This window comes from Saccharospirillum impatiens DSM 12546 (genome assembly GCF_000423605.1).
In the GTDB taxonomy this organism is placed as follows: Bacteria; Pseudomonadota; Gammaproteobacteria; order Pseudomonadales; family Natronospirillaceae; genus Saccharospirillum; species Saccharospirillum impatiens.
The window spans coordinates 115117-137522 of sequence record NZ_AUIH01000008.1; the positions used below are offsets into that span (position 1 = coordinate 115117).

The following is a 22406-nucleotide window of genomic DNA, read 5'->3' on the forward strand; positions in this document are numbered from 1 at the left end:
CCGAGCCATTATGATCGGTTTATTGTTGGTCATTGCCCCTGTTTGCCACAGCCTGGCCAGCCTCCATTATTCCCCGGTTCAGGTTCGCTCTCACACTACTGCGACCCATATCGTAGATGTGCACTTGGTAGAGCCATGTCATTTACTTAAGGCCGATCAATCAACTGGAGCGGCATTCAATTCTCGACAGGATAGCCCAGCGTTAGACGTTGAAATTAGCGATTTTCCGACTGTCCCGTCACTCCAATCACACTCCCAAGCAGTATCCCGAACGGCGACCAACCGGAATGAACAATGGTGTTCGGATCCTTCTGTCCACCTGGTGAACTGTGTATTCCTGAATTAGCGCTGATTCGTACTCCTACCACGCAAATACTGAATGAAACACGCTTTTTAAGGAACATGAAAAAATGCTTTTGAAAACAACGTTTACCGTCCTAACCTTTGGGCTTTCCACTCTAGCTTTCGCAGGTCCCGGGCATTCAGACGATCATAGTGATGACCAGCAACCCAGTTTTAAGGCGGGACAGCCTGGAATGGAGCACGCTATTGACCGGATCATAAAAGTAGAGGCATCTGACCAGATGCGGTTTAATTCGGAAGACTTGGCCGTTCAGCCCGGTGAGACTGTTCGATTTGTAATAACGAATTCCGGGCAGCTACCGCATGAATTTGTGATCGATTCCGTTGAGGGAAATGCGGATCATCGTGAAACCATGATGGAAACCATGGCTGATGGTGGAATGATGGTTCATGACGACCCTAACGCAGTTTCCATCGCTCCGGGGGAAACCAGTGAGTTGACCTGGTTATTCACCGACACAGGTACATTTGAAGCAGCCTGCAACATACCTGGTCACTACGAAGCGGGCATGACCACTGAAATTACCGTGTCAAACGAGACGGTCGCTCATAGTAGCGAAGCTGGCTAACCGCTAGCCCTGCCACACTGGCAGGGCATATTGCTGCTTCCCGAGACCACCAGTCGACGCCCGTATTACACCGCCCGGCGACGATACTGCCGGTACCTGGGTGTCCAGAAGTTTGCTTCAATAGTCTCACGAACCTGCTCTTCACTGCTCATCAGAGCGACGCCTTCAATCTGAGCCTGCCGGGCAACGTCAAACGCAATCAGCTTGCTGGTCTCACGTATGTCGGCCAACGGCGGCAGCAAAGCCCCCTCACCGGTTTGCACCATGGGAGCCTGATTCGCCAACGCTCTGGATGCTGCCATCAACATGGTATCGGTGATGCGCTCGGCACCGACGGCCAAAGCACCCAGGCCAATACCCGGAAAAATGTACGCGTTATTGCACTGGGCAATGGGGTAGGTCTGGCCGTCAACAGTCACTGGGGCAAATGGCGAACCGGTGGCCACAAGTGCCTCGCCGTTGGTCCAGGTCAGAACATCAGCCGGCGTCGCCTCTACCTTGGAGGTGGGGTTCGACAGTGGCATCACGAGCGGACGCTTGCACCCGGCATGCAGGGTCCTGATGACCTCTTCGGTGAACAGGCCACGCTGTCCGGAAACACCGATCAGAATACTCGGTTTTGCCTGCGTGATTACATCCAACAAGTCGGTGCCCGGCCAGTCAGAGATGGACTCGGCCGGTTGTGCCAACCGTGCCTGGAAGTCATAGAAATCGGTCATATTGCTGGTCAGCAACCCGAACCGGTCGACCATAAACACCCGTTTGCGGGCATCGGCTTCCGCCAGACCTTCATCCTGCATCGCCACGATAATCTGCTCGGCAATACCGCAACCAGCCGAACCGGAACCGACAAACACAACGCGCTGCTCGCTGACCGGCTCGCCCTTGGCTTTACAAGCGGCCAGCAGTGTGGCCACACAGACCGAGGCAGTGCCCTGAATGTCATCGTTAAAGCAGCACAGCTCGTCTCGGTAACGCTCCAACAACGGCATGGCGTTGGTCTGGGCAAAATCTTCAAACTGCACAATGGCCTCTGGCCAGCGGCGTTTTACCGCCTGAATAAACTGCCCGATAAAGGCGTCGTATTCATCCTGGCTGATGCGATTATGGCGCCAGCCCATGTACATGGGGTCGTTCAAAAGCGTCTGATTATTGGTGCCCACGTCCAGCATGATCGGCAGGGTATTGGCCGGGCTAATGCCGCCACACGCGGTGTAGAGCGACAATTTACCAATGGGGATACCCATGCCACCGATGCCCTGATCACCCAGGCCCAGAATGCGCTCACCATCCGTAACAACAATGACTTTCACGTTATCCTTGGTGGCGCTGCGCAGGATGTCGTCCATGTGGTCGCGATCCGGGTAACTGATGAACAGGCCCCGGTGATTGCGATAGATATTGGAGAACTCCTGACAGGCCTCACCAACGGTCGGGGTATAGATAATCGGCAGCATTTCCTCAAGGTGATCTTCGAGCAGGCGGAAAAACAGGGTTTCGTTGTCGTCCTGAATGGAGCGCAAGGCAATGTGCCGATCCAGATCGCTCTGACACAACTGATATTGTCGGTAGGCCCGCTCAGCCTGTTCTTCAATGGTTTCCACGTTTTGTGGCAACAGGCCAATCAGATTGAACGAAACCCGCTCTTCCTGTGAAAAGGCGCTGCCTTTGTTCAACAGTGGTAGTTCCAGCAGGGTTGGCCCGGCGTAGGGAATATAGAGCGGGCGTTTTTCAGTATTGCTCATAAGAGTTGATCTATTCCATGTCATTAATTGGGTTTAACGGTCACTAGTCGACGTATTTTAGCATCAATAAGCCGATTCCTCAGGTGGCAACAGCACAAGCGGTTACCGGGAACCAGCGTTCCAACCAAAGTTCCCATAACTGGCGCGTCTCAGGGTACCTGGTTAGCCTCCAACGCCGCTTCAATGACTGCAGCGCCAATAAGGGGCTCGTACTCCTGCCACAGCGGTTTCATGGCGGTTTGCCACTGGGCTAACTGCACCGATGTCGGTTCGAGCAATGTAACGTCTCCCATGGACGACAATGCCGCCCGGTCGTTCTGGTTCTTTGCCAACGCCACAGCATTGCCATATTTCACGGACATTTCCATGGCAAATATGAACTCCTGCAACTGCTCATCCGTCAAGCTATTCCAGAAATCGGCATTGGTGATCACCATGTAGTCAAGCACGCCGTGGTTTGATTGCATCATGTACGGCTGATGCTCGTAAAAAGCTTGAGAGTATATATTCGACCAGGTGTTCTCCTGACCTTGAATGTCATTATTCGCAAGCGCCTGGTAAACCTGGCTGAATGCCATGGGTACCGGTTCCGCATCGAGCAATTCAAACTGCTTTTGCAAAACCTCTGATGCAATGATCCGGAACCTGAGCCCCGCAAGATCATCTGGCTGACTAAAATCACGATTCGCGGTTAACTGCTTGAGGCCGTTATGCAAATAACTCAAGCCCAAAATACCATCTGTACTCATATGCGTTAGCAAAGCCTGCCCCTGGGCACTCCCCTGGAAGCGCTCAACTGCATCCATATCGGCAAACAAGAACGGCAGGTCATACACCATCAGTCGGTTGGTGTAGTTCTGGAACTTCGATAAAGACGGGGCGGCAAAATGAATTCGACCTTCGGCAATCGCCGTCACAGCCTCATCGTCATCCATCAATTCGGTATTCGGATAGATCTCAATCTGAAACTGGTCCCCAAGCCGGCGCTCGATCATCGACTTGAACATCAGCGCCATTTTGCCCTTGGGCGTGTCTTCACTGACCACATGCGAAAAAATCAATGTTCTTGGTTCAGCGATGGCCAGACCAGACAGCAACAGACAAGGCAGAGCGAGCAGCAAAGGCCGCAGTTTAGACAGCATCGTGAAGGTTTCCTGTGATTGTATTTATTATAATGACCGTCGCTTGTGCGCCAGCTCTTTTATTTCATTAGCAAGATTAACACCACCCCGAAATACGCTCTGCTATCAACCTGACAGAGACAGGAACGGGTGGTTTTCCACACATCGGGAGCATCAAGCGGGGGGATATGGTTACAATTGAGCCATTAAAGGCGGGGCGGCTGAGTGGCTAGCGCACGGGATAGGTCGTTTTCATATAAGCGACCGATTCAGAAATTACCTTGCTAAGAATATCCAGATCAACGTCAGTCAGCCGATTGACATAGAGACAGGATTTTCCCGTCTTATAGCGGCCCAGTTGCGCCATCAGTGATTCATACTGACTGAAGCCAGCCATGATATACAAAGACAGACTGGCTTTTCTTGGCGAGAAGCCGGTGATCATCCACTCACCCTCCCGCCCGCTGGCATAGCGGTAGCGGTAATGCCCAAACCCTATGATGCTCGAACCCCACATACGGGGCGGTTCACCGGTAATACCCTGCATCAGTTCCAGTACTTTCCAGCCATCTTCACGACGTTGCGCTGGTTCTGCGGCATTTAGGAAATCGGCTACGCTGGCATCGTTTTCCCGGGTTTTCAAAGCGGTGCTCATGATCATGCTCTTCCAGTTCTGGCTGGCTATCATTCTAGTTCAATCAGGCTATTTTTTCCGGCGTGCATTTATCACATCAAACACAACACCGGAAATCGGCGTGAACCGCGAGACTCGAAACACCAGATCCCGTACCCGGCCCCGATGTTTAACCCGCAACTCTGGCGCCTTCGGTAAATACCAGAGCGCAACGATGGCTCTTAACACACCTGATACAATAAATATCACCCAGATCGGTCGTTCAATCGGCCACTGCCAGTCACCGATGACCACTGCATCCGGCACCCAACTGATCAGGTAACCACCTGAAATCGCCCCGACAAATACCGCCGTGGCGCCAATGGTCGATTGCATGGCCGCATAGCCGGCAAACTGGCTATCATCCGGCTTCAGGTCGTAGAGGTAGTTGGAGGTCGCCAGCGTGAAACCCGCCCAGGCAGCCCCGCCCAGCATCTGAACTCCCATCAGGTACAGGAGATTGTCGGAAAAAACCCAAAGCACAGGTAATACCGGAATAACCGTCGCGGCCAGAGCCATCACATAACGGTTGCCTTTGCGGTCGGCAATACGCCCCCAATAGCGTAACAACACAAACTGAACCAGAATCGATGCAGCCGTGTTCAGAGTAAACTGCAGGTAGGTAAACTGCAGATCGCGAAGCATGTAGACCGCAAAGAAAGGCGCCGACAAAGCGACCATGCATTGCATGCCTGCCAGGAAGAGAGTAAACCGGCGAAACCGGGAATCTGCAAAAGAGCGCTTCATACTGCGTAAGGTGTGCGCCAGGCCCCGGCCTTGGGAGTGATCTGGCAGATAGGGATCGTACATCTGGTGAAGATAACGGGTCGACAGCCCCCGGCCAAACACAGCAATCATAAACAGTGCCGCGAAACCCAGTGTTTCGAGGCTCATTGAAGCCGACCCATTCAGCAACAGACCACCGGCCAGGAAAGCGAAAAAAGACGTCGCCATGGCCAACCTGGATCGGATGCTAAAATAGCGACCACGCAACCGGGGTGGCACCAGGTTGCCCATCAGAGCTTTCCATTGCGGTTGCGTCAGGTTGGATGCTCCGTGATAGACAATCGCACAGCCAATCAACAGGGGTACCCGGGAGCCTTCTGGCCAGGGAAACGGCAGAGCCAGACAAAAGAGCCCAAGCAGCGACAGCGTTTGCAACGCTGCGCCGCAGACAATCAGACCTCGGCGCGGCCAGTATCCTCCGAGCCAAACCGACAGAATTTGAAACAGACCGCCCAGCAACTGGGGAATACCGGTCAACCAGCCAATCTGCACACTCGTAGCCCGCAGGAAAATCGCGAAGGCGTTGAGGAACTGGTCAACCGTTCCGGTCATGACTGAGGAGGCTACGCTGTCTTTCATCGACACCGCCAGGCTGTCGCGAACCCGTTGCGGGTGACCCGGTTCTTGCGATGGGGGTTTCGATGTTGTGGATGACACAGTTTCAGACATGATAAATCCGCTTGGTACTGACATCAGGATCGGTAAAGCGCCGGTTATTGGTCAGCCCTGCAGGTGTTCCGGACACTCCATTCGATCCGACAAAAAATCGATGAAGGTTCGCACTTTAGCAGACAGGTAACGCCGGCTGGTATACACGGCATACAGTTGACTGTTAAGCGGCGTATAACCGGGCAATATCTGAATCAGATTACCCTGGTTTAGCTCCCGCTCCACCAGGCCACCGGGCAGAATGCTGATGCCCATGTCATTGATCGCGGCCGAGAGCAGCAATGACTCGTTGTTCGATTGCATGACAGGGCTGAAACTGACTTTAACCTCCCCTTCCGGCCCGGTCAGGGTAAATTCGTTGCTGCGAATCAGCGAATACCCCAGCATGCTATGGCGCTTCAGATCCTGTCCATGCACCGGCGTACCATGTCGAGCCAGGTAGCCGGGGGAAGCCACAATATAGAACGGAATGGTCATCAGCGGCCGGGCGATCAGGTTGGGATGTAGGGTACGACTCGCCCTGAGCGCCAGGTCAAACCCCTCTTCAACAATGTCGACAAAGCGACCGCTGATGTCGATGTCAAAACTGACGTCCGGGTAGTGCTCGCGAAATTCGCGCAACAGGCGGGTGAAATAGTCTGTGGCCAACCACATCGGGGCGGTAAAGCGGATGGTGCCACGAGGCGTCACCGTCGCCCGGCTCACCGTTGCTTCTACTTCATCCAACTCTTCCAGCATGGCCCGACACCTTTCCAGATATACCCGGCCAGATTCGGTCACACTTAAATGGCGGCTATTGCGGTTCAGCAATCGGGCACCGAGGCGATGCTCCAAATGCATGACATGCTTACTGACCATTGCTTTGGACAGCCCCAGATGCTCCGCTGCCTGCACAAAACTGGCGTGATCTACGACCGCTACCAGTACCTTCATGCTGAGTAAGGTATCCATAATTCATGGTTTCCTATTGAGAAACGATCTGTCAATAATAGCGCCATTGATTGCCGCTGGGTAGCCTTCATACTGTCGGGGTGATACAGAATTCGGGTGGCCATTCGGCCAGCCCCAGAGGAGCTTAAAATGGACAAGATTGCAGTCGTAACAGGCAGTACCCGCCCAGGTCGTAACAACATCGCAGTAGCCAACTGGGTGCTAGAAAATGCTCAGAAGCGCAGTGACGCTCAGTTCGAGCTGGTTGATATCGCCGACTTTAACCTGCCAGTACTGGATGAAGCCATGCCAGCCGGCTTCCAGCAATACGCCAATGAGCATACCAAAAAGTGGTCACAGACCATTGCCCAGTACGATGGCTACATCTTTGTGACGCCGGAATACAACCACAGCATTTCCGGTGCCCTGAAGAACGCGCTGGATTACATCAGCGCTGAATGGAACAACAAAGCTGCCGGCTTTGTCGGATACGGCTCTGCTGGCGGTGTGCGTGCGGTCGAACACCTGCGCCAAATTGCATCAGAACTGCAGTTGGCTCACGTTCGTAACCAGGTTCAATTGTCGCTGTTTACCGATTTCGAAAACTTCAGCGAGTTCAAACCAGCCGACATGCATCAGGAAACCCTGACTGCCATGCTGGACCAACTGGTCGCCTGGACAGGCGCGATGAAGACTTTGCGTTAAACGCCGGGCTGATTCAGAAAAAGACGGGCATCGCCCGTCTTTTTTTTGCCTGACATTAGCTTAACGCCAATCGCATCACATGCTGCGGCCCGGCGGACCCGCCTTCATAAAGCGCACCGGTATCACTGAAACCACCCTGTTCATAACACCGATAGGCACCCGGGTTCCGGCAATTAACCGTCAACCAGACTGCACTAACGCCCGGAAAAGCGGTAACCAGAAAAGGCCTCAATGCCACGGTCGCTGCCTTGCCAAGGCCCAGACCCTGATGCTGGCTATCGATCAAAAAGGTCCGAATACCCAGATCATTCGCGTCACAGAAGTCGAACTCGACAGCGAAGGCGCTATCGACAATGAAAAACCCCACCATCGTTTCATCGAGAAATACCCCATGGGGGTGTCGAAACTCTCCCATTCCCGCCAGGGCTTCGGTCACCGTCCCGGTATACACCCTTTGCTCGGGCGCCACAGTCAGCCCAGCGGCCAGTTGACATTCATCCCGACCTAACCGCCGCAGGGTAACCCCCATCAGGTCGCGAACAAGCTGCTGCGATCTGCGAAGCCTTTCATTTCAATGGCATTGCCACTTGGGTCCCGGAAAAACAGGGTACCCTGCTCACCCGGCTGCCCTTTGAAGCGAATGTAAGGCTCGATCACGAACTCACACCCCATGCCCGTCAGTCGGTCAGCCATAGCCTGCCACTGGGGCATCGATAAAACGACGCCAAAATGCGGAACCGGGACATCGTGACCATCGACGGCGTTGGAGATCGGCTTTGCCGCTTCGGCTGTCTCAGACAGATGGGCAACGATTTGATGACCAAAGAAATCGAAGTCGATCCAGTGATCGGAACTGCGGCCCTCGGGGCAACCCAGAATGTCACCGTAAAAATGACGGGCTGCATCCAGATCATGAACCGGAAAAGCCAAATGGAACGGCGACAACGCCGGCGTATCTAAAGACATAAACACCCCTCTGTGCTACTGACTTAACATCTCAAGTTTGGCATTCACGTAAAACTAGCGCCGGCTACCAGGTAGACCACCGATGGGTCTGCCTGGCAGCCGGCGCGGGTTCTGGAACGATAGCCAACTCCGAAACTTGAACTGGTTAACTATGGCCACTCAAATCTGGTTGGCCAACCTTAATGCCACATTTGGCAAGCGGTTAAAGCCCACCTGCGAGATCAATCATGCTGCCGGTGCAATAGGAAGATCGTTCTGACACCAGCCATAAAATGGCTTCAGCAATTTCTTCCGGCTTACCACCGCGCTGCATCGGAATACGGTCGCGCAGTCGCTCTACCCGCCCGGGTTCACCGCCGTCGGCATGAATGCCTGTGTGAATCAGCCCGGGGCGAACGCCGTTAACCCGTATGTCTTCGGCGGCCACTTCCAGGGCCAGCCCCCGGGTCATTGAGTCCAGCGCGCCTTTGGAAGCGGCGTAATCGATGTATTCATTCGGCGATCCGGTTCGCGCCGCTGCCGATGAGACATTAACAATAGCGCCACCGGCGCCCCCATGGCGTGTCGACATCCGCTTGACGGCCTCCCGACAACACAGAAAGGGGCCAGTTACATTGGTCGCCAGCACGCTGTTAATTCGCTCGGCAGACATGTCTTCCAATCGCATCTGGGTGTGCAGAATACCGGCATTATTGACCAGCACACTAAGGCGCCCGGATAGCCGGTCGATCGCGGCAAACAGGCGAACGACTTCGGCTTCCTGTGAGACATCGGCCTGGATAACCTGGCAACGCCCTCCGGCCTCGCCAATACCCAGCGCTACCGACCGGGCTGATGCGGCATCAGACCGGTAATTTATGCACACAAAATACCCTTCGCGGGCCAGCAAACGGGCTGTCGCCGCGCCGATACCCCGGCCGCCACCGGTCACCAGTGCTATTCGGTCAGTGGCACTCATCAAACGCTCCCCGCTTGCTCGATCACCAGTATCCTTGCCTCGCCCAGCGGGTGAGCGACGTGCTCGGTGCCAATCGTGGCGTAAAACACATCGCCCGACTCCAACACAACAGAGTGCTCGACACCGGCATCGCGGTACAACATTTCCACCCGGCCATCCAGCACGGCAAAGACTTCTTCGCCGTCATTCACATGCCATTTGTAAGGCTGATCAGTCCAGTGCAGTCGCGTTGATATCCCGTTCATCAGGGCGATATCGCGGGCACCCCAGGCTTTCTCAGCGGTAAATTCTTTGCCTCGGATAATTTCCATGGTTTCGCCACTCAGCCTCCGGTTACCTGTCGCTCTCAAAGCAGGGGCACGACCTGCCAGATCGCATCAATATTGGCCGCACCCAGGCGCTGACAACGGTCAGGCGACCAGCCCGTAGATGGCATGGGTGTAGCAGTCGTGTCCTTGAACGGCATTTCCAGCGTCATCGCCAGACACTTGTGATGTTCAGCTATATAAGCCGTACACAGGGTCAGATTCGCTTTACCGGGTTCAGCCATGGGGTAGCCGACATCGGTCTGGAAGTCCGGGCAGACGGTTTGCAAGACCGATTTAAAGGTACTCAGTTGCAACGCCATGTGCTTGTTCCAGGCCGGAATGCCCTCGGCGCCGGCAATGAAGTTGTAGGGCAATGCTTCGTCACCGTGCACATCCAGACAAAAATCCACACCAGTTTTGGCCATGGCCTCGCGGACAAAATAGACTTCCGGGGAAAACTCTTCGCTCGGTTCAAGCCATTCCCGGTTCAAATTACGACCGTGCGCATTGCAGCGTAAATGGCCGCGAACGCTGCCATCGGGGTTCATATTGGGCACGACGTGGAACACACAATGGTCCAGTAACTGCCGACTCAGACTGTCCTGTTCATCAAGCAAGCGCTCCAGAAAGCCTTCCATCCACCACTGGGCCATGGTCTCACCCGGGTGTTGACGGCCGATGACCCAGCAGACTTTTTTGTCGGGCGACGGCTCACCAATGGTCAGGCGGGTCAGTGGGTGACCATCCGGGGTAATGCACAGGGTGTCAGCCTGAACCAGCGCAGAGGCCAGGGTAGCCGCAATGAGTTGCTGGTGGCGTTCGAAGCTGTAGGGCGCGAAATAGGCGTAATAGATGCTGTCGGTCTCGGGGCTGTGTTCAATGGTCAGCGTCTGGCCGTCGTATCGGGTTGGCACCCGAAACCAGAATTCACGGTCGTAGGACGCCACGGCCTGGTAATCGTGAAAGGCTGCGGGGAAAGACACCTGGCCAGCGTTGGTGATATCAAACCGGCAAAGCTGGTCACGGGCATCCAGCACTTGAAAATAGAACCATTGTTTGTGCTCATCACCCACATCGGAGCGAATCTGCAACTGCACAGCGCCCGGATCAGAAGCATCCTGACAAATAATATTACCGCCATCGAAACGCTGGTTAATGTGCATGCTGTTAGCTCCTGCCTTGAACCTGATGATTGAAAAGACCCCTGATGCTACCTCACCAACGCCGCCAGTAAAGAGGCAAAGGTGAAGTCTTTTCATCCGGTGCCGTAAAGTACCTTTGAAACCCAGACACCGCTGACTCAGGTTTCGCAGTTGGCACCCAATCGAGTGACGGGGGCTGGGTGTACCCAGTGGCTGGCACGGACCATTGGCAAAGATAGAACTGAACTGCGGAACTTGAGTCAACGGTGGTAAAGCTGGGGTACGCTGGACGATCCACCGGCGTCAATTCAACCGGTTATTGAGCTGAGTACGCCACCTGTCCCAAGCCTGCAAAACGGGCTCGGCTACCCGGATCTGTGGGTTGGAAGGGTCATACTCCCTGGCCAGTTCACGTTCGGTAACGGCGGCTCTGGCATCTTCGAAGACCTCATCCAGTGGCTTTTCCAGGGTAAAGGCCGTTTCGAAGAAAGCCCGCCCAAAGTACGTCATCGTCTCTTCATTGGAACAACCGAATGAAGGCTTGTCCGCTGCGGCAGCCGTGATGACGAGCATGTCTTCCGTACCGAGCTGTGATAGAAAACCGCCGGAATAGCAAGCGGATATCACCACCACCTTCTGCTGTGGCGCTTCATCGAGAATACTGGCCAGCTCTGTTGGATCTATGCCGGGCAGAGCCTGATTGGCGTTGAAATCGACCGAGAGTTCATGATCGGGGCTGCCATGAGAGGTCAGGTAGACAAAAATCAGGTCTTCATCACCAAGCCGTGTACCCAGTGATCGAACGATGTGTCTGAGACTGGTGCTCGTAGCAAGCGGGTAATTGTCGTTGTCGCGCAGCTCATTGGCGAGCGTGACCAGGCGACCATCGAACTGAGGCATGGCCGTCAGTTGGGCATCAATGGTTTCGACTTCGGTGCGGAAAACCGTCTCCGAGTTACTGAGCGCGGCGAGCAAAGCAAACACCTCGGGTTCGCCCGCGGTTTGATCACGCAGCCGGCTTAACTGATCATCGGCCAGAGCTCGTTGGTTATAAAGTGCCCGTTCCAGCCTTTCCTGTTGTCTGACTTGCTGCTCCTGATACGCCGGGAGGCCGTTTTCCCCGACGTAGTCGCCATAAGCAAACTGGCCTTCAACCACCTCGCCGTCCGCCTCCACCAATCGGCCCTCACCGTGTGGGCGCCAATTGCTCAGTTCCCCTTGATACACCGATCCGTCATTTGCCGTTATGGTACCGCGCGTTAAACGATCTGCGTTGAACGTCCCCTCATACACCGTGCTGTCTGCTGTGGACATGCGCCCTTCACCTTCCATCTTCCCGGCCCGGAACTCCCCTTCATAGACCGTCCTGTTGCCAAAGGTCAGTGTGCCTTTTCCTTCAAAACGTTGTCGCACGAAATCGCCGTCATAGGTTTGGCCGTTGGGAAAATGCAGTACCCCGTCGACCCATTGACCGTTTTTATACTGCCCCTGGTAAATCCGGCCATCGAGCAGGCTCTGTGTTCCCTCTCCGTGTTTCAGCCCGTTGCGGAAGGCACCGCTGTAATACGTGCCATCGGGCCAATCAATGCGTCCATTGCCGTGCAACAGGCCGTTTTTCACGTCACCTTCATAAGCACCACCGTCCGGTGTGGTTAGAGATGCTGCTAGCACTGGACATGTGAGCGCCAGTAAAACCATCAGAACGCGCAGTTGGCTGGGCAATGTTATTTCCTTAGTTAAAAATGACGGATGAACGGGGTCATGATGACGGCCAAGGCTATGGCAACTGTTGATGCTACCTCACCAATGTTGCCAGTAAAGAGCCAATCATGAATCATTTTACTCAAAGCCCGTATATCAGCCTCGAAACTGGACCTCGCTGGCGACACCTCCTACCTTGAAACACGCAGTAAAACAGCCCAATAAAAACAAGAAAGGCGTTCACCGCATGAAACAAAGATGGGTATTGGCTGGGCTGGCCCTGGTCATCCTGACGACGGTCGCTGGTCTGGCGGCCATGAAACCAGGTACTACTTCAGCAGCTTCACAAGCGTCAGCTACGGCCTCACCTGCTTTACCAGCACAGCAAACGGTCACTGCCTCTGATGACTTGCGGCCTGTCAATTCTGGCACCCGGGCGTCCATACCCCAACCACCAATGCCGCTGCCTGCCGAAACAATGGCTGCGGAAAATCCGATTGCACCGGCTTCAGACAACCGGGACCAAGCCCTTACTCTGCCCGCAACCATGCGCCAATCGCTCACTCAGGTCGCCGATGTCTACCGGGCGCAAAACCGGTATCCGCCGTTTTCGCAACCCATCGGCTCCGAGCTGGAAGCACTGCGTTATCAATTCAATCAACCGCAACAGGTCAGTATTCCGTTCCCGATCGAAAACGGCGCTACCTTCGACGCCCGTCTAACGCTTGACAGGTATCATTACTTTATCGGCGATGAACAGCAGCTGGCGCTGTCGCTCACAACCAGCGATGACAGCCTGATCCGAGACACGTCACTGAGCGTTACTCAACTCGACGGTACCGTGCTGCATCGTCAATCGCTATCACTGCCATCGTCGCCTTCCATTCAACACAGTCTGACAGTCGACCTCAGTGACCAGGCCGACAACTGGCCCCGAGAGCTGCAATGGCGGCTGCAGGCCAGCGTGGGTCAGCAACGTCTTTCAGTGGCAGCGCCTTTCACCCTTGAGGCACCGGTCGTGACGTTAACGGCCATCAATGAGCCACACATCGACGGCGAATTTCTGGTTCTGCCCCTGTCACTGGAGTACGACCGCAGCGGGTATTATTTCGTGCAAGCCAACCTTTACAGCGCCGATGGCCAGCCCTTGCTACACCTCGAAACTGAAGGCCCGCTGGCCGCCCGGGAACCGGGCCTGCGACTGCGCGCTTCGGGCCCGGCACTGATCGACCTTGAAGCCCCCGGGCCTTATGTACTGCGCGATGTTCACCTGACGCGCATGGGCGGCAACGGTGTGCCCGACTTACAGGGCGAGGCACCTCAGGGGCAATTCCAGATTCCGGCATTCGACCTGGAAGGCTATGCCGACAGCACCTGGAGCGACCCGCTGGCACAGCAACGCCAGGAGTTTCTCAATTCATTGAGCACTAACCTGCAGTAAAGGGAAAAAGCTGCCCAAACAGGGATATTACAAGACACGTGTCGGAGTTCAATTTCGTTGCATTGCAATGAGTTCCGTACCAGTCACCGGGTGTACCTGGCACTCAATGGGTGGACATTCCGACACCAGAGTTACAACCGCGCAGAGTCAGCGGTACTGCGCACCACGACAACAATAACAACACGAAGGTAGGTTTATTATGATACGACCAATCGCCCGCGCCACAGTGCGCACTTTACTCCTATTCGGTCTTGCCCTGATGAGCTGGCAAGCTCACGCAAGCCTGAACGGCAAACCGGTTGTGCTGATTCACGGTTTTCAGTATCAGCAGTTGGGCACTCAACCGACGAACGCCAGTTTGCAGGCAGAAGCCATCGACTATTGGCAGGAATACTGGCTGCAACGATCCGAAGTGGTTCTTTACTGGTCTGCGAGTGAGCGTATCAGCCAGGGCATCAGTGATCAGATCAAGCAACAGGTTAAAACCCTGGCGGATAACGGCACATGTCAGACGGGCTGCGTATTGCTGACGCATTCAACCGGCGACCTGGTCGCACGGCAGATGCTGCGCAATCTTAACGGCTGGTTGTGGGAGTGGGGCTACCCTTCCAGTCGGGTCACTTTTCTGGTCTCGCTGGATATGGCCGGAGCCGGTGGCGGTACTGAACTGGCCGACTTGGCGGTCTCGGTGATCGACAGCGACAACATTTTTGCCGGCGCAGCCACCTCGGTGGTCAACTGGTTTCTCGGCACTAATGTTGGCTCCAACGAACTGGGCGTGGTTCGTGATTTGCAACCCGCTGTAGCCCGGTCTCTGGCTACCCAGAACAATGCCGTGCCCCGGTTGCGCTTCGTTGGCAGTGGCGACACTTTTTTGCGCGCCAGCAAACCCTTTATTTTGGGGTATGACGACAGCGTCGTGCCATTGCACAGCGCCTGCGGCTCCGTGCGCCAGGAGAATCTGGAATCCTGTTCGGCCAGCATAAAAACCACCGGCGAACTGGACCCCGTATCCAAAGCCCCTGCGGCCCTGCGCTTCAACAACTTTCCAATTCTAATGGGTGACAGTACCGATCACTTCGAGGTGATTGGTGCCGCGACCTCGGGCGACTACGCACCGGTGCTCAACAACATCACTGTCGGGGGGCTCAGTGTGAACTTCGCTATTGACCAGTACTGGAGCTGGTGGCAATGGGACACCATGCGACTGGTGCGCGATGGATCCAACAAGAGCCTGTCAGCCAATGTGTTCGAAACACTGAACCCGTGAATCAACCTGGTTGAAAACCGGGGGCTTTGCGAGCCACACGCAGGGTTCAACAGAAAGCCCCCGAAAAGGCATTTATTCGACAGGCGCCATCAAGTCGATCAGACCGCATTATTGAATATCGCGACGGTTCAACCCGGGTTTCGTTAACATTTTTGCCATAAATGACAGTGTGCGAACAAAAAACACACTAACAGTCGCCTTTCATTGTCGCTGCTTTACTATCCGACTCCGCTCAGGTCCTCGAAAAAAAACATGAATGATTCATCGGACTGTCTGGCTTGCGAAAGCACCCGACAGGACCGCAACGAGCCTGATAACCGGTGTAAAACAGGAAAATCCTATGTGGTACCGTATTCTGGTCGCTGCCCTCTTCAGCCTGGCAAGCAGCAGCCATGCTCTGGCCAATGAACTGATGTTAAATGGCCTGGCACCCTATCAATACCTCAGTAAAACCTTCTATGTGGCCAGCTTCTATGCTGAACAGCCCATCACCTCCACCGCACAATTCGCTGCTGACTCAGGTGCCAAACGCATGGTGATCAAAGTCAGCGCCGACAAATGGTCACCTCGTCAGTTCAATCAGATGTGGAAGCAGGACATTGCGATTAACAACAATCTGAGGGCTAACCCGGATGTCATCAATCTGATCACCGCCTTCACAGAAACACCCAGCGACGACTTTACCCGGGGCGACACCATCGTGATCGATTACGCCCCCGGGCAGGGAACCCGCATTACCCTGAATGAATCCGACTGGCTGGAATCCGGTGACGACTTGCTGTTCCGTACTCTGGCCAATGCCTGGCTGGGCGAGATTCCAACCTCGCTGCGGTTTCAAGAGGCGATGCTCGCCGGTGGCGCCTTTTCCGAACACCCTACACATACTCAGTGGGTCAACCAGAATGATGCCCTGACCATAGCATCCAACCGCATGAACTTGCTGGCCTCCTTCAGTGGCGAGTCGGTTACTGCACGTCGTCAGGCCGAACAGCGCGCCGCTGAAGAAGCCGAACGGCAGGCTGCACAGGCAGAACTGGAAGCACAGCGCCAGCGTGATACCGCCCGGCTGGCCGAAGCCCGGGAGCAGGCCCGGCAGCTGGCTGAAGCCCGAGCCCTGACTGAGGCAGAAACGGCTGAACTGGCGCGTGCCAGAGAGCAAGCCAGTGCTGAAGCCCGGGCGCTTGAACAAGCCAGGGCTCAGGCCGATGCTGAGCGTCGCGCTTTGGAACTGTCCAATGCTCAGGCCGCCGCTGAGGCCGAAGCCAATGCAGAACGTCAGGCGCAGTTACAGCAGCAAGTCGCCGTCTATCAGCAAGACCAGTATCGATGGGAACTGTTGCGCACTATTTATCCGCGTGTGACCTACCCGGAATGGGCTCAACAGCTATCCAAGGAAGGCCGGGTACAGGCTGAAGTCGTCATTACCCGAAGCGGTGAACTGGTGGAAATCGCGTCGATTCGCCCAGCCGATGCCGGGTTGCTGGGTCAAGCCTTTCGCACCGCCATCGAAAATGCGGCGCCCTTCCCACCCGTTCCTGACGCCTATGAAGGCAATGGCGACAGTGATCGCTTTCGCGCCACCCTGGACTACCACTTTCAGTTGAATCAGCCACAGGCTGCTTTGCCCGCCCGCCCGGTTCCACCGGAGAACTACCGAGACCTGTTGGGTGAGTTGTCAGACGAAGATCGGCAGAACCGCCTGCTTGCTTACCAGACCCGGTTACAAGCACAGATACTAAGCCAGGTTGAATACCCTTACTGGGCTGAAAACCTGGGACAGGAGGGTCTGGTTGCCTTGCGTCTGAACATTAGTGCCGATGGCAAGATAGGCAGCATGGAGTTTACCGAACGGTCCCGCCACGCTGTTTTGAACAAGGCATTGGAAGATGCAGTGACCCGGGCATCTCCCTTTGAATCCATACCGCCGGAACTGGAACTGCCGGAGACCGACCTGACTGTTCAACACGAATTCGCCATTAACTGATCGCAGGTTCAGCCCGACCCCGGGCTGAACCCAATTACTGCTGGAGAACCCTATGAAACCAATCCACTGGGCGCTGATTGGCGCCCTGGCAATGCCTGCGAGCGCCTTTGCCTTTGACATGCGACTGAATGGCTTTATGTCGATTGCAGGCGGTGTAACGCTTGGCGACGACCAAACCCTGGTCATCGATCCGGTCAACCTGGCCGCTTACAACAATGACCTCAACTTCTCGGCGGACAGCCTGGTGGCCATTCAGGCCATTGCCGAAGTCAACGACGACATGACGGCAACGGCACAAATGGTTGGCCGCGGCGGCGAAGATTTCAATACGCAATTCGAATGGGCGTACCTGACTTATGAAGCGACCGACAGTCTGGATGTGAAAGGCGGTCGGCTGCGCATGCCGTTGTTCTATTACTCCAACTTCCTGGAGTTGGGTTATGGCTACCAATGGGTACGGCCACCGGTCGAGACCTACAATATTTTCGTGACCACTGTCGAAGGTATCAGCGCTGACTATAGCTTCTACATTGGCGACTTCTCGGCCAAAGCCTCTGCGTACGCCGGCTCCACCCAGGGTACCGACCCCGAATCCGGTTCAGATGTTGACTTTAAGACGCTGGCAGGCGGGTCACTGGACCTGGCGATCAACAATCTGTCGTTTCGTGGTTCATACAACGCGGCAAACAATGCAGAACTGACCCGCGAAGTACAGGTCCCTATGCCGCCGAACAATTACATCGGTACCGTAGGCCAGACGTTTGATTTCCCGATCGAGTTCATTTCTGCTGCCGCCATGTATGACAACGGCACTCTGTTCACCATTGCCGAATACACCAGCACCCTGAACGATACCAACCTGATCAACAACCGCTACAACGGATACGCCTCACTGGGTTATCGGATCGGCGCACTGACGCCTCATGTTACCTATGCACGTTACGAGGAAGAAACCAATTCCATCGACCCGTCTTATAACCAGAATCCAAGAGAATATCAGTCGGCCACCCTGGGCATCCGCTGGGATTTCGACATCGCCGCGGCCCTGAAAGTGGAATACACCCGCCGGGAAGACACCAACCCGGATTCCCAACGCGCAGTCGGTGATGCTGACCTGCTCTCTTTCGCCATTGATGTTGTATTTTAAGGCTGGATACTGACTTATGAAGCACTTAGCACTACGCACCCTCACCGGCCTGATGTTAACGACCTTGCTGATGACCGGCACGGCCCTGGCTGATCTTGTCATCGTGGTTCACCCGAGCAACACGGCGGCCATTGACCAGAGCTTCCTGAAGAACCTCTACCTTGGAAACACCCGGCAATTCAGCGATGGCACCCGCGCTGAACCGCTGGATCTTCCGGCTGGCGATTCAATACGCGAAACCTTCCTGAGAGCCATTGACCAGACTCCGGTGAAATACCGGCGCCACTGGTCAAAAGCCCTGTTTACCACTGGCCAGCAACCGCCGATGGAAATGAACAGTTCGACAGCGGTCATCAGTGCGGTAGCAACGAATCCGGCGGCTATTGGCTATGCCGACTCTGAAGCGGTGAACGACAGTGTCAAAGTCGTGATGCGCGTGCGCCAGTAACCTGACCAAATGCAGACTGGGGAGGCCCCTCTCCAGTCTGCGTAAGGCCCGGCCAACAGTCTGAGACCCTGCTTTCACGGTCGCCGATCTTCCACAAGTGACAACAAAACAGTAGGGTATCCGCAAAACAACGGAGCCAGCCTGATGTCGTTAGATCGTAGCCATTGCCTTTCGCTTGATAGCCAAGACCCTCTCGCCCCACTGCGCGACCAGTTCGACATTCCCAACGATGTTCTGTACCTCGACGGCAACTCTCTGGGTGCTCGCCCGAAAGCGTCTTCGGAACGCGCCCGTGAAGTCATTGAACAAGAGTGGGGCCAGGGCTTGATTCGCAGCTGGAATCAGGCGGGCTGGATTGATTTGCCGCGGCAGGTCGGTGGCCAGATCGCCGCCCTGCTCGGCGCCAAACCGGAAGAAGTGGTGGTGACCGACTCGACATCCGTCAACCTGTTCAAAGTCACCGCCGCTGCATTAAAGCAACAAATGGCCGTGTCACCGTCCCGACGCGTTATCCTGTCAGAACCGGGCAACTTCCCTACCGACCTGTACATGTTGCAGGGCTTAAGCCAGTTCATGAGCGGCGGGCCAGTGCTCGAAACCCAACCCGCTGACTCGCTGTATGAGCGCATCGATCAGGATGTCGCGGTCGTGGTACTTACCCACGTTCATTATAAGACCGGTAAGCTGCATGACATGGCGGCCATAACCCGACGTGCCCATGAGCAAGGGGCCCTGGTCGTCTGGGACCTGAGCCACAGCGGCGGCGCCGTCGAGGTTGATCTCAATGGCGTTAACGCCGACTTCGCCATCGGCTGCGGCTACAAATACCTCAATGGCGGCCCGGGCGCACCGGGCTATATCTTTGTTGCAGAGCGCCACCTGGCGGCTTTTGAACAACCGCTCAGCGGCTGGTTTGGCCACGAAGCGCCCTTTGCGATGCGTGACGACTTCGCACCGGCCAATGATATACGCCGCGCCCTGACGGGAACTCCATCTGTGGTTGCAACCCAGCTACTCAGTGTGGGCCTGGATACCTTTGCCAACACCACCATGGCCGAGTTACGTGCCAAGTCCGTTGCACTGACCCAACTGTTTATTGAACTGGTCGAATCTCGCCTGCCAGACGCGGGCTTCGAATTGGTGTCACCGCGCAATGCCGACGAGCGAGGCAGCCAGGTCGCCTTCGCCCACCCTGAAGGGTACGCCATCATGCAGGCACTGATCGACCGGGGTGTGATTGGGGATTTTCGCGCGCCGGATATCCTGCGCTTCGGCTTCGCGCCGCTGTACGTCCGTTTTGCTGACGTCTGGGACAGTGTCGAGTGTTTGAAAGACATCATGGACAACCGAACTTGGGATCAACCCCAATACCACGAGCGTCATGCAGTCACCTGAACTTCATAAAAAAGGGGCTGATCATCAGCCCCTGAAATCCAACACTATCGACCTTTCACAGTCTGCCTAGCCATACCGCACTTCAGGCAACCACAACACCAGCGGCTCCCAGAAAAAGACCATCGTTACCGCCAGCACTTGCAAGGCGATAAACGGCATCACGCCTTTATAGATGTCGGTCGTTTTAATCTCGGGGGGAGCAACGCCTTTCAAATAGAACAGTGAAAAACCCACCGGCGGCGTCAGGAAAGATGTTTGCAGTGTCAAGGCAAACAACACCACGAACCAGGTCAGGTCAAAACCGAGTTGTACCACAACTGGCCCGACCAGCGGCAGCAGAATCAAACTGATTTCCAGCCAGTCGAGGAAAAAGCCCGCGACAAAGGCTATAAACAAAATGACCAGAATAATACCGCCCGGCGACAATGGAATACCGGTCAGCAGCCCGGCAATAAATTCATCACCGCCCAGAGAACGCAACACGACAGCGAACGACGTCGCCCCGAGAAAAATCCCGAAAACGAAAGCCGTTGTGATGGTCGTCTTGCGTGACACGTCACGCAGAACGTCCCAGTTCAACCGACCATTCATGGCCGCCAGAATGGTAGCCCCGAGCGCACCGACACCCGATGCTTCCGTCGGCGTCGCAATCCCGAAAAAGATGGAACCGAGTACAGCCAGAATCAGTGACAGCGGTGGCAAAACAGACCGCAACGTTTCAATGACGACCTCACGTGTAATCGGTGGCAGGTCGGCCTTTGGAGGTGCCAGCGATGGCTTAAGCCAGGCGGCTATAACGACAAACGCAATGTAGAGAAAGCCCAGCATTACCCCGGGAATCAGCGCCCCCATGAACAGATCACCAACCGACAAAGACAACTGATCGGCCATGATGATCAACATGATGCTCGGCGGAATCATGATGCCGAGCGTACCGGAAGAAGCAACGATGCCACTGGCAAAGGCCGGTGAGTATTTCTGATCAAGCATAACCGGCAGCGACAACATGGCCAGCAAAACTACAGAGGCGCCTACAATGCCAGTGGAGGCCGCCAGCAGGATACCAATCAAAATAACGGCAACACCCAGGCCGCCATTGAATCGGCCGAACAAATTAACAAAATTGACCATCAGACGTTCGGCGACGCCCGAACGTTCCAGCATCAGCCCCATAAAGATAAACATGGGTAAGGCGACCATGATCCACTTGGTCATTTGGTCATAAATTCTCTGGACGACGATGCCGAATATCTTCCAGTCGGTTAAAAAGTAGGTATCAGCATCCAGGTAGTTAAAAGCCAGAATGGCGCCAATACTGAAAAAGACGGATACACCCGCCAGGATCCAGGCCACCGGAAAACCGGTAAAAATCAGCAGTATAAAACTGCCCAGCATGGCCATGACGATCAGTTCGTAGGTTTCAAACACAACAAGTCTCCACGGCAAGTTCGACCGTTACAACAACAGCTAACAGGGTTTGGCTCATTGACCAGCCGAAACACGCCCCCGGGGAAAGCCAGTAAGAAAAGATAATGCCCGGATAAACCGACTGAGCGCCGCCAGCAGCAACAAGCCAAAACCGATCAGAATCACGGATTTTATCAACCAGCGCATCGGCAGACCGCCCGGAGAACCAGACACTTCGCCCATCAGATAAGCGCGTTCAACAAAGGGATAAGCGTAATAGAGAACGAACAGGCAGAACGGCATCAGAAACAAGCCGATGCCCAGCAGTTCGATGATAGCCCGTTTTCGATGCGACAGTTTTTCAGCCAATACATCCACGCGCACATGGCCGTCATGCAGTACGCAGTAGGACAACCCGATCATGAAACCGATGGAATAGATGTGCCATTGCAGCTCCTCCAGGGCAACATAGGAGTTGCTGAATAAATAGCGCAGGATGACGTTCAGCACCACCAGCACCATGAGTAATACCCAACTCCAGGAAAAAAAACGACCGACGAGCTCGAGCAAAGCATCGAGCCGGTCGGATACCCAGGTATTCGGATACGGAACGGCGGTGGGGCCATGCCCCACCGCTTGCTCCACCGTGTCAAGATCGAGCTTTATGTCAGACATGGA

General features: G+C 55.1%; 21 protein-coding genes. 8 read left to right on the plus strand and 13 right to left on the minus strand.

Annotated features, from left to right (window positions below):
* Positions 1-410: 410 nt before the first annotated feature.
* The gene (locus G565_RS23425; RefSeq protein ID WP_084649280.1) at positions 411-932 is read left to right on the plus strand and encodes a cupredoxin domain-containing protein; all 522 of its coding nucleotides are present in this window, start codon (positions 411-413) and stop codon (positions 930-932) included.
* A 65-nt stretch (positions 933-997) separates the two neighbouring features.
* On the opposite strand, the gene G565_RS0107870 is transcribed toward G565_RS23425, so the two are convergent.
* The 5 genes from G565_RS0107870 to G565_RS0107890 all read right to left on the minus strand — a co-directional run bounded on the left by G565_RS0107870 (position 998) and on the right by G565_RS0107890 (position 6877).
* A complete protein-coding gene (locus G565_RS0107870; RefSeq protein WP_028670436.1) occupies positions 998-2677 on the minus strand; it encodes an NAD-dependent malic enzyme in 1680 nt (559 codons plus the stop codon).
* 149 nt (positions 2678-2826) lie between these two features.
* Positions 2827-3819: a DctP family TRAP transporter solute-binding subunit gene (locus G565_RS0107875; protein WP_051207571.1), complete on the minus strand. Its 993-nt coding sequence runs from the start codon at positions 3817-3819 to the stop codon at positions 2827-2829.
* A gap of 208 nt (positions 3820-4027) precedes the next feature.
* Positions 4028-4453 carry a DUF1801 domain-containing protein gene (locus tag G565_RS0107880; protein ID WP_028670438.1) on the minus strand — a complete coding sequence of 142 codons (426 nt, stop codon included), beginning with the start codon at positions 4451-4453 and terminating at the stop codon, positions 4028-4030.
* Between the two features lie 48 nt (positions 4454-4501).
* Positions 4502-5926 carry an MFS transporter gene (locus G565_RS23430; RefSeq protein ID WP_037338233.1) on the minus strand — a complete coding sequence of 475 codons (1425 nt, stop codon included), beginning with the start codon at positions 5924-5926 and terminating at the stop codon, positions 4502-4504.
* Positions 5927-5977: 51 nt separating this feature from the next.
* Positions 5978-6877, minus strand: coding sequence for a LysR family transcriptional regulator (locus tag G565_RS0107890; RefSeq protein ID WP_028670439.1), 900 nt, complete (start codon positions 6875-6877; stop codon positions 5978-5980).
* 129 nt (positions 6878-7006) lie between these two features.
* Between G565_RS0107890 and G565_RS0107895 the strand changes: the two genes are divergently transcribed.
* Complete coding sequence (locus G565_RS0107895; protein WP_028670440.1) at positions 7007-7561, plus strand: NADPH-dependent FMN reductase; 555 nt, start codon at positions 7007-7009, stop codon at positions 7559-7561.
* 55 nt (positions 7562-7616) lie between these two features.
* Here the strand turns inward: G565_RS0107895 and G565_RS0107900 are convergent, their stop codons facing one another.
* The 6 genes from G565_RS0107900 to G565_RS0107925 all read right to left on the minus strand — a co-directional run bounded on the left by G565_RS0107900 (position 7617) and on the right by G565_RS0107925 (position 12657).
* Positions 7617-8090 (minus strand): GNAT family N-acetyltransferase, encoded by a 474-nt coding sequence (locus tag G565_RS0107900; RefSeq protein ID WP_028670441.1) that lies wholly within the window; start codon positions 8088-8090, stop codon positions 7617-7619.
* Positions 8090-8527 (minus strand): VOC family protein, encoded by a 438-nt coding sequence (locus G565_RS0107905; protein ID WP_028670442.1) that lies wholly within the window; start codon positions 8525-8527, stop codon positions 8090-8092. Before G565_RS0107905 ends, G565_RS0107900 begins: the two co-directional genes overlap by 1 nt.
* A 202-nt stretch (positions 8528-8729) precedes the next feature.
* Complete coding sequence (locus G565_RS0107910) at positions 8730-9485, minus strand: SDR family oxidoreductase (protein ID WP_028670443.1); 756 nt, start codon at positions 9483-9485, stop codon at positions 8730-8732.
* Positions 9485-9796 (minus strand): cupin domain-containing protein, encoded by a 312-nt coding sequence (locus tag G565_RS0107915; protein WP_028670444.1) that lies wholly within the window; start codon positions 9794-9796, stop codon positions 9485-9487. Before G565_RS0107915 ends, G565_RS0107910 begins: the two co-directional genes overlap by 1 nt.
* A gap of 35 nt (positions 9797-9831) precedes the next feature.
* Entirely contained in the window at positions 9832-10956 is a 1125-nt protein-coding gene (locus tag G565_RS0107920) for a M14 family metallopeptidase (protein ID WP_028670445.1), read from the minus strand.
* Between the two features lie 282 nt (positions 10957-11238).
* Positions 11239-12657, minus strand: a complete 1419-nt coding sequence (locus tag G565_RS0107925) for a C13 family peptidase (RefSeq protein WP_028670446.1) — start codon at positions 12655-12657, stop codon at positions 11239-11241.
* Positions 12658-12883: 226 nt separating this feature from the next.
* On the opposite strand from G565_RS0107925, the gene G565_RS0107935 reads away from it, so the two are divergent.
* From G565_RS0107935 to kynU, 6 genes are all read left to right on the plus strand, one after another.
* The gene (locus G565_RS0107935) at positions 12884-14077 is read left to right on the plus strand and encodes a hypothetical protein (protein WP_028670447.1); all 1194 of its coding nucleotides are present in this window, start codon (positions 12884-12886) and stop codon (positions 14075-14077) included.
* A 199-nt stretch (positions 14078-14276) separates the two neighbouring features.
* Positions 14277-15347, plus strand: coding sequence for a lipase family protein (locus G565_RS0107940; RefSeq protein WP_157600027.1), 1071 nt, complete (start codon positions 14277-14279; stop codon positions 15345-15347).
* A gap of 340 nt (positions 15348-15687) precedes the next feature.
* The gene (locus G565_RS0107945; protein WP_028670449.1) at positions 15688-17331 is read left to right on the plus strand and encodes a TonB family protein; all 1644 of its coding nucleotides are present in this window, start codon (positions 15688-15690) and stop codon (positions 17329-17331) included.
* Between the two features lie 52 nt (positions 17332-17383).
* On the plus strand, positions 17384-18478 hold the full coding sequence (locus tag G565_RS0107950) for a hypothetical protein (RefSeq protein WP_028670450.1): 1095 nt from the start codon (positions 17384-17386) through the stop codon (positions 18476-18478).
* A 16-nt stretch (positions 18479-18494) separates the two neighbouring features.
* Entirely contained in the window at positions 18495-18926 is a 432-nt protein-coding gene (locus tag G565_RS0107955; protein WP_028670451.1) for a type 2 periplasmic-binding domain-containing protein, read from the plus strand.
* 144 nt (positions 18927-19070) lie between these two features.
* Positions 19071-20321, plus strand: a complete 1251-nt coding sequence (gene kynU / locus G565_RS0107960; RefSeq protein ID WP_028670452.1) for a kynureninase — start codon at positions 19071-19073, stop codon at positions 20319-20321.
* A gap of 66 nt (positions 20322-20387) precedes the next feature.
* On the opposite strand, the gene G565_RS0107965 is transcribed toward kynU, so the two are convergent.
* Together G565_RS0107965 and G565_RS23435 are read right to left on the minus strand one after the other, a co-directional pair.
* On the minus strand, positions 20388-21749 hold the full coding sequence (locus G565_RS0107965) for a TRAP transporter large permease (protein ID WP_028670453.1): 1362 nt from the start codon (positions 21747-21749) through the stop codon (positions 20388-20390).
* 54 nt (positions 21750-21803) lie between these two features.
* Positions 21804-22403, minus strand: a complete 600-nt coding sequence (locus tag G565_RS23435) for a TRAP transporter small permease subunit (RefSeq protein ID WP_037338236.1) — start codon at positions 22401-22403, stop codon at positions 21804-21806.
* Between the last annotated feature and the right edge of the window lie 3 nt (positions 22404-22406).

Coding starts and splice junctions, on each gene's coding strand:
- G565_RS0107910 (WP_028670443.1), bottom strand. CDS start 9,485: ATGAGTGCCACTGACCGAATAGCACTGGTGACCGGTGGCGGCCGGGGT.
- G565_RS0107890 (WP_028670439.1), bottom strand. CDS start 6,877: ATGGATACCTTACTCAGCATGAAGGTACTGGTAGCGGTCGTAGATCAC.
- G565_RS0107950 (WP_028670450.1), top strand. CDS start 17,384: ATGAAACCAATCCACTGGGCGCTGATTGGCGCCCTGGCAATGCCTGCG.
- G565_RS0107915 (WP_028670444.1), bottom strand. CDS start 9,796: ATGGAAATTATCCGAGGCAAAGAATTTACCGCTGAGAAAGCCTGGGGT.
- G565_RS0107935 (WP_028670447.1), top strand. CDS start 12,884: ATGAAACAAAGATGGGTATTGGCTGGGCTGGCCCTGGTCATCCTGACG.
- G565_RS0107875 (WP_051207571.1), bottom strand. CDS start 3,819: ATGCTGTCTAAACTGCGGCCTTTGCTGCTCGCTCTGCCTTGTCTGTTG.
- G565_RS0107920 (WP_028670445.1), bottom strand. CDS start 10,956: ATGCACATTAACCAGCGTTTCGATGGCGGTAATATTATTTGTCAGGAT.
- G565_RS0107905 (WP_028670442.1), bottom strand. CDS start 8,527: ATGTCTTTAGATACGCCGGCGTTGTCGCCGTTCCATTTGGCTTTTCCG.
- G565_RS0107955 (WP_028670451.1), top strand. CDS start 18,495: ATGAAGCACTTAGCACTACGCACCCTCACCGGCCTGATGTTAACGACC.
- G565_RS23425 (WP_084649280.1), top strand. CDS start 411: ATGCTTTTGAAAACAACGTTTACCGTCCTAACCTTTGGGCTTTCCACT.
- G565_RS0107895 (WP_028670440.1), top strand. CDS start 7,007: ATGGACAAGATTGCAGTCGTAACAGGCAGTACCCGCCCAGGTCGTAAC.
- G565_RS23435 (WP_037338236.1), bottom strand. CDS start 22,403: ATGTCTGACATAAAGCTCGATCTTGACACGGTGGAGCAAGCGGTGGGG.
- G565_RS0107945 (WP_028670449.1), top strand. CDS start 15,688: ATGTGGTACCGTATTCTGGTCGCTGCCCTCTTCAGCCTGGCAAGCAGC.
- G565_RS0107900 (WP_028670441.1), bottom strand. CDS start 8,090: ATGGGGGTTACCCTGCGGCGGTTAGGTCGGGATGAATGTCAACTGGCC.
- G565_RS0107870 (WP_028670436.1), bottom strand. CDS start 2,677: ATGAGCAATACTGAAAAACGCCCGCTCTATATTCCCTACGCCGGGCCA.
- kynU (WP_028670452.1), top strand. CDS start 19,071: ATGTCGTTAGATCGTAGCCATTGCCTTTCGCTTGATAGCCAAGACCCT.
- G565_RS0107880 (WP_028670438.1), bottom strand. CDS start 4,453: ATGAGCACCGCTTTGAAAACCCGGGAAAACGATGCCAGCGTAGCCGAT.
- G565_RS23430 (WP_037338233.1), bottom strand. CDS start 5,926: ATGTCTGAAACTGTGTCATCCACAACATCGAAACCCCCATCGCAAGAA.
- G565_RS0107940 (WP_157600027.1), top strand. CDS start 14,277: ATGATACGACCAATCGCCCGCGCCACAGTGCGCACTTTACTCCTATTC.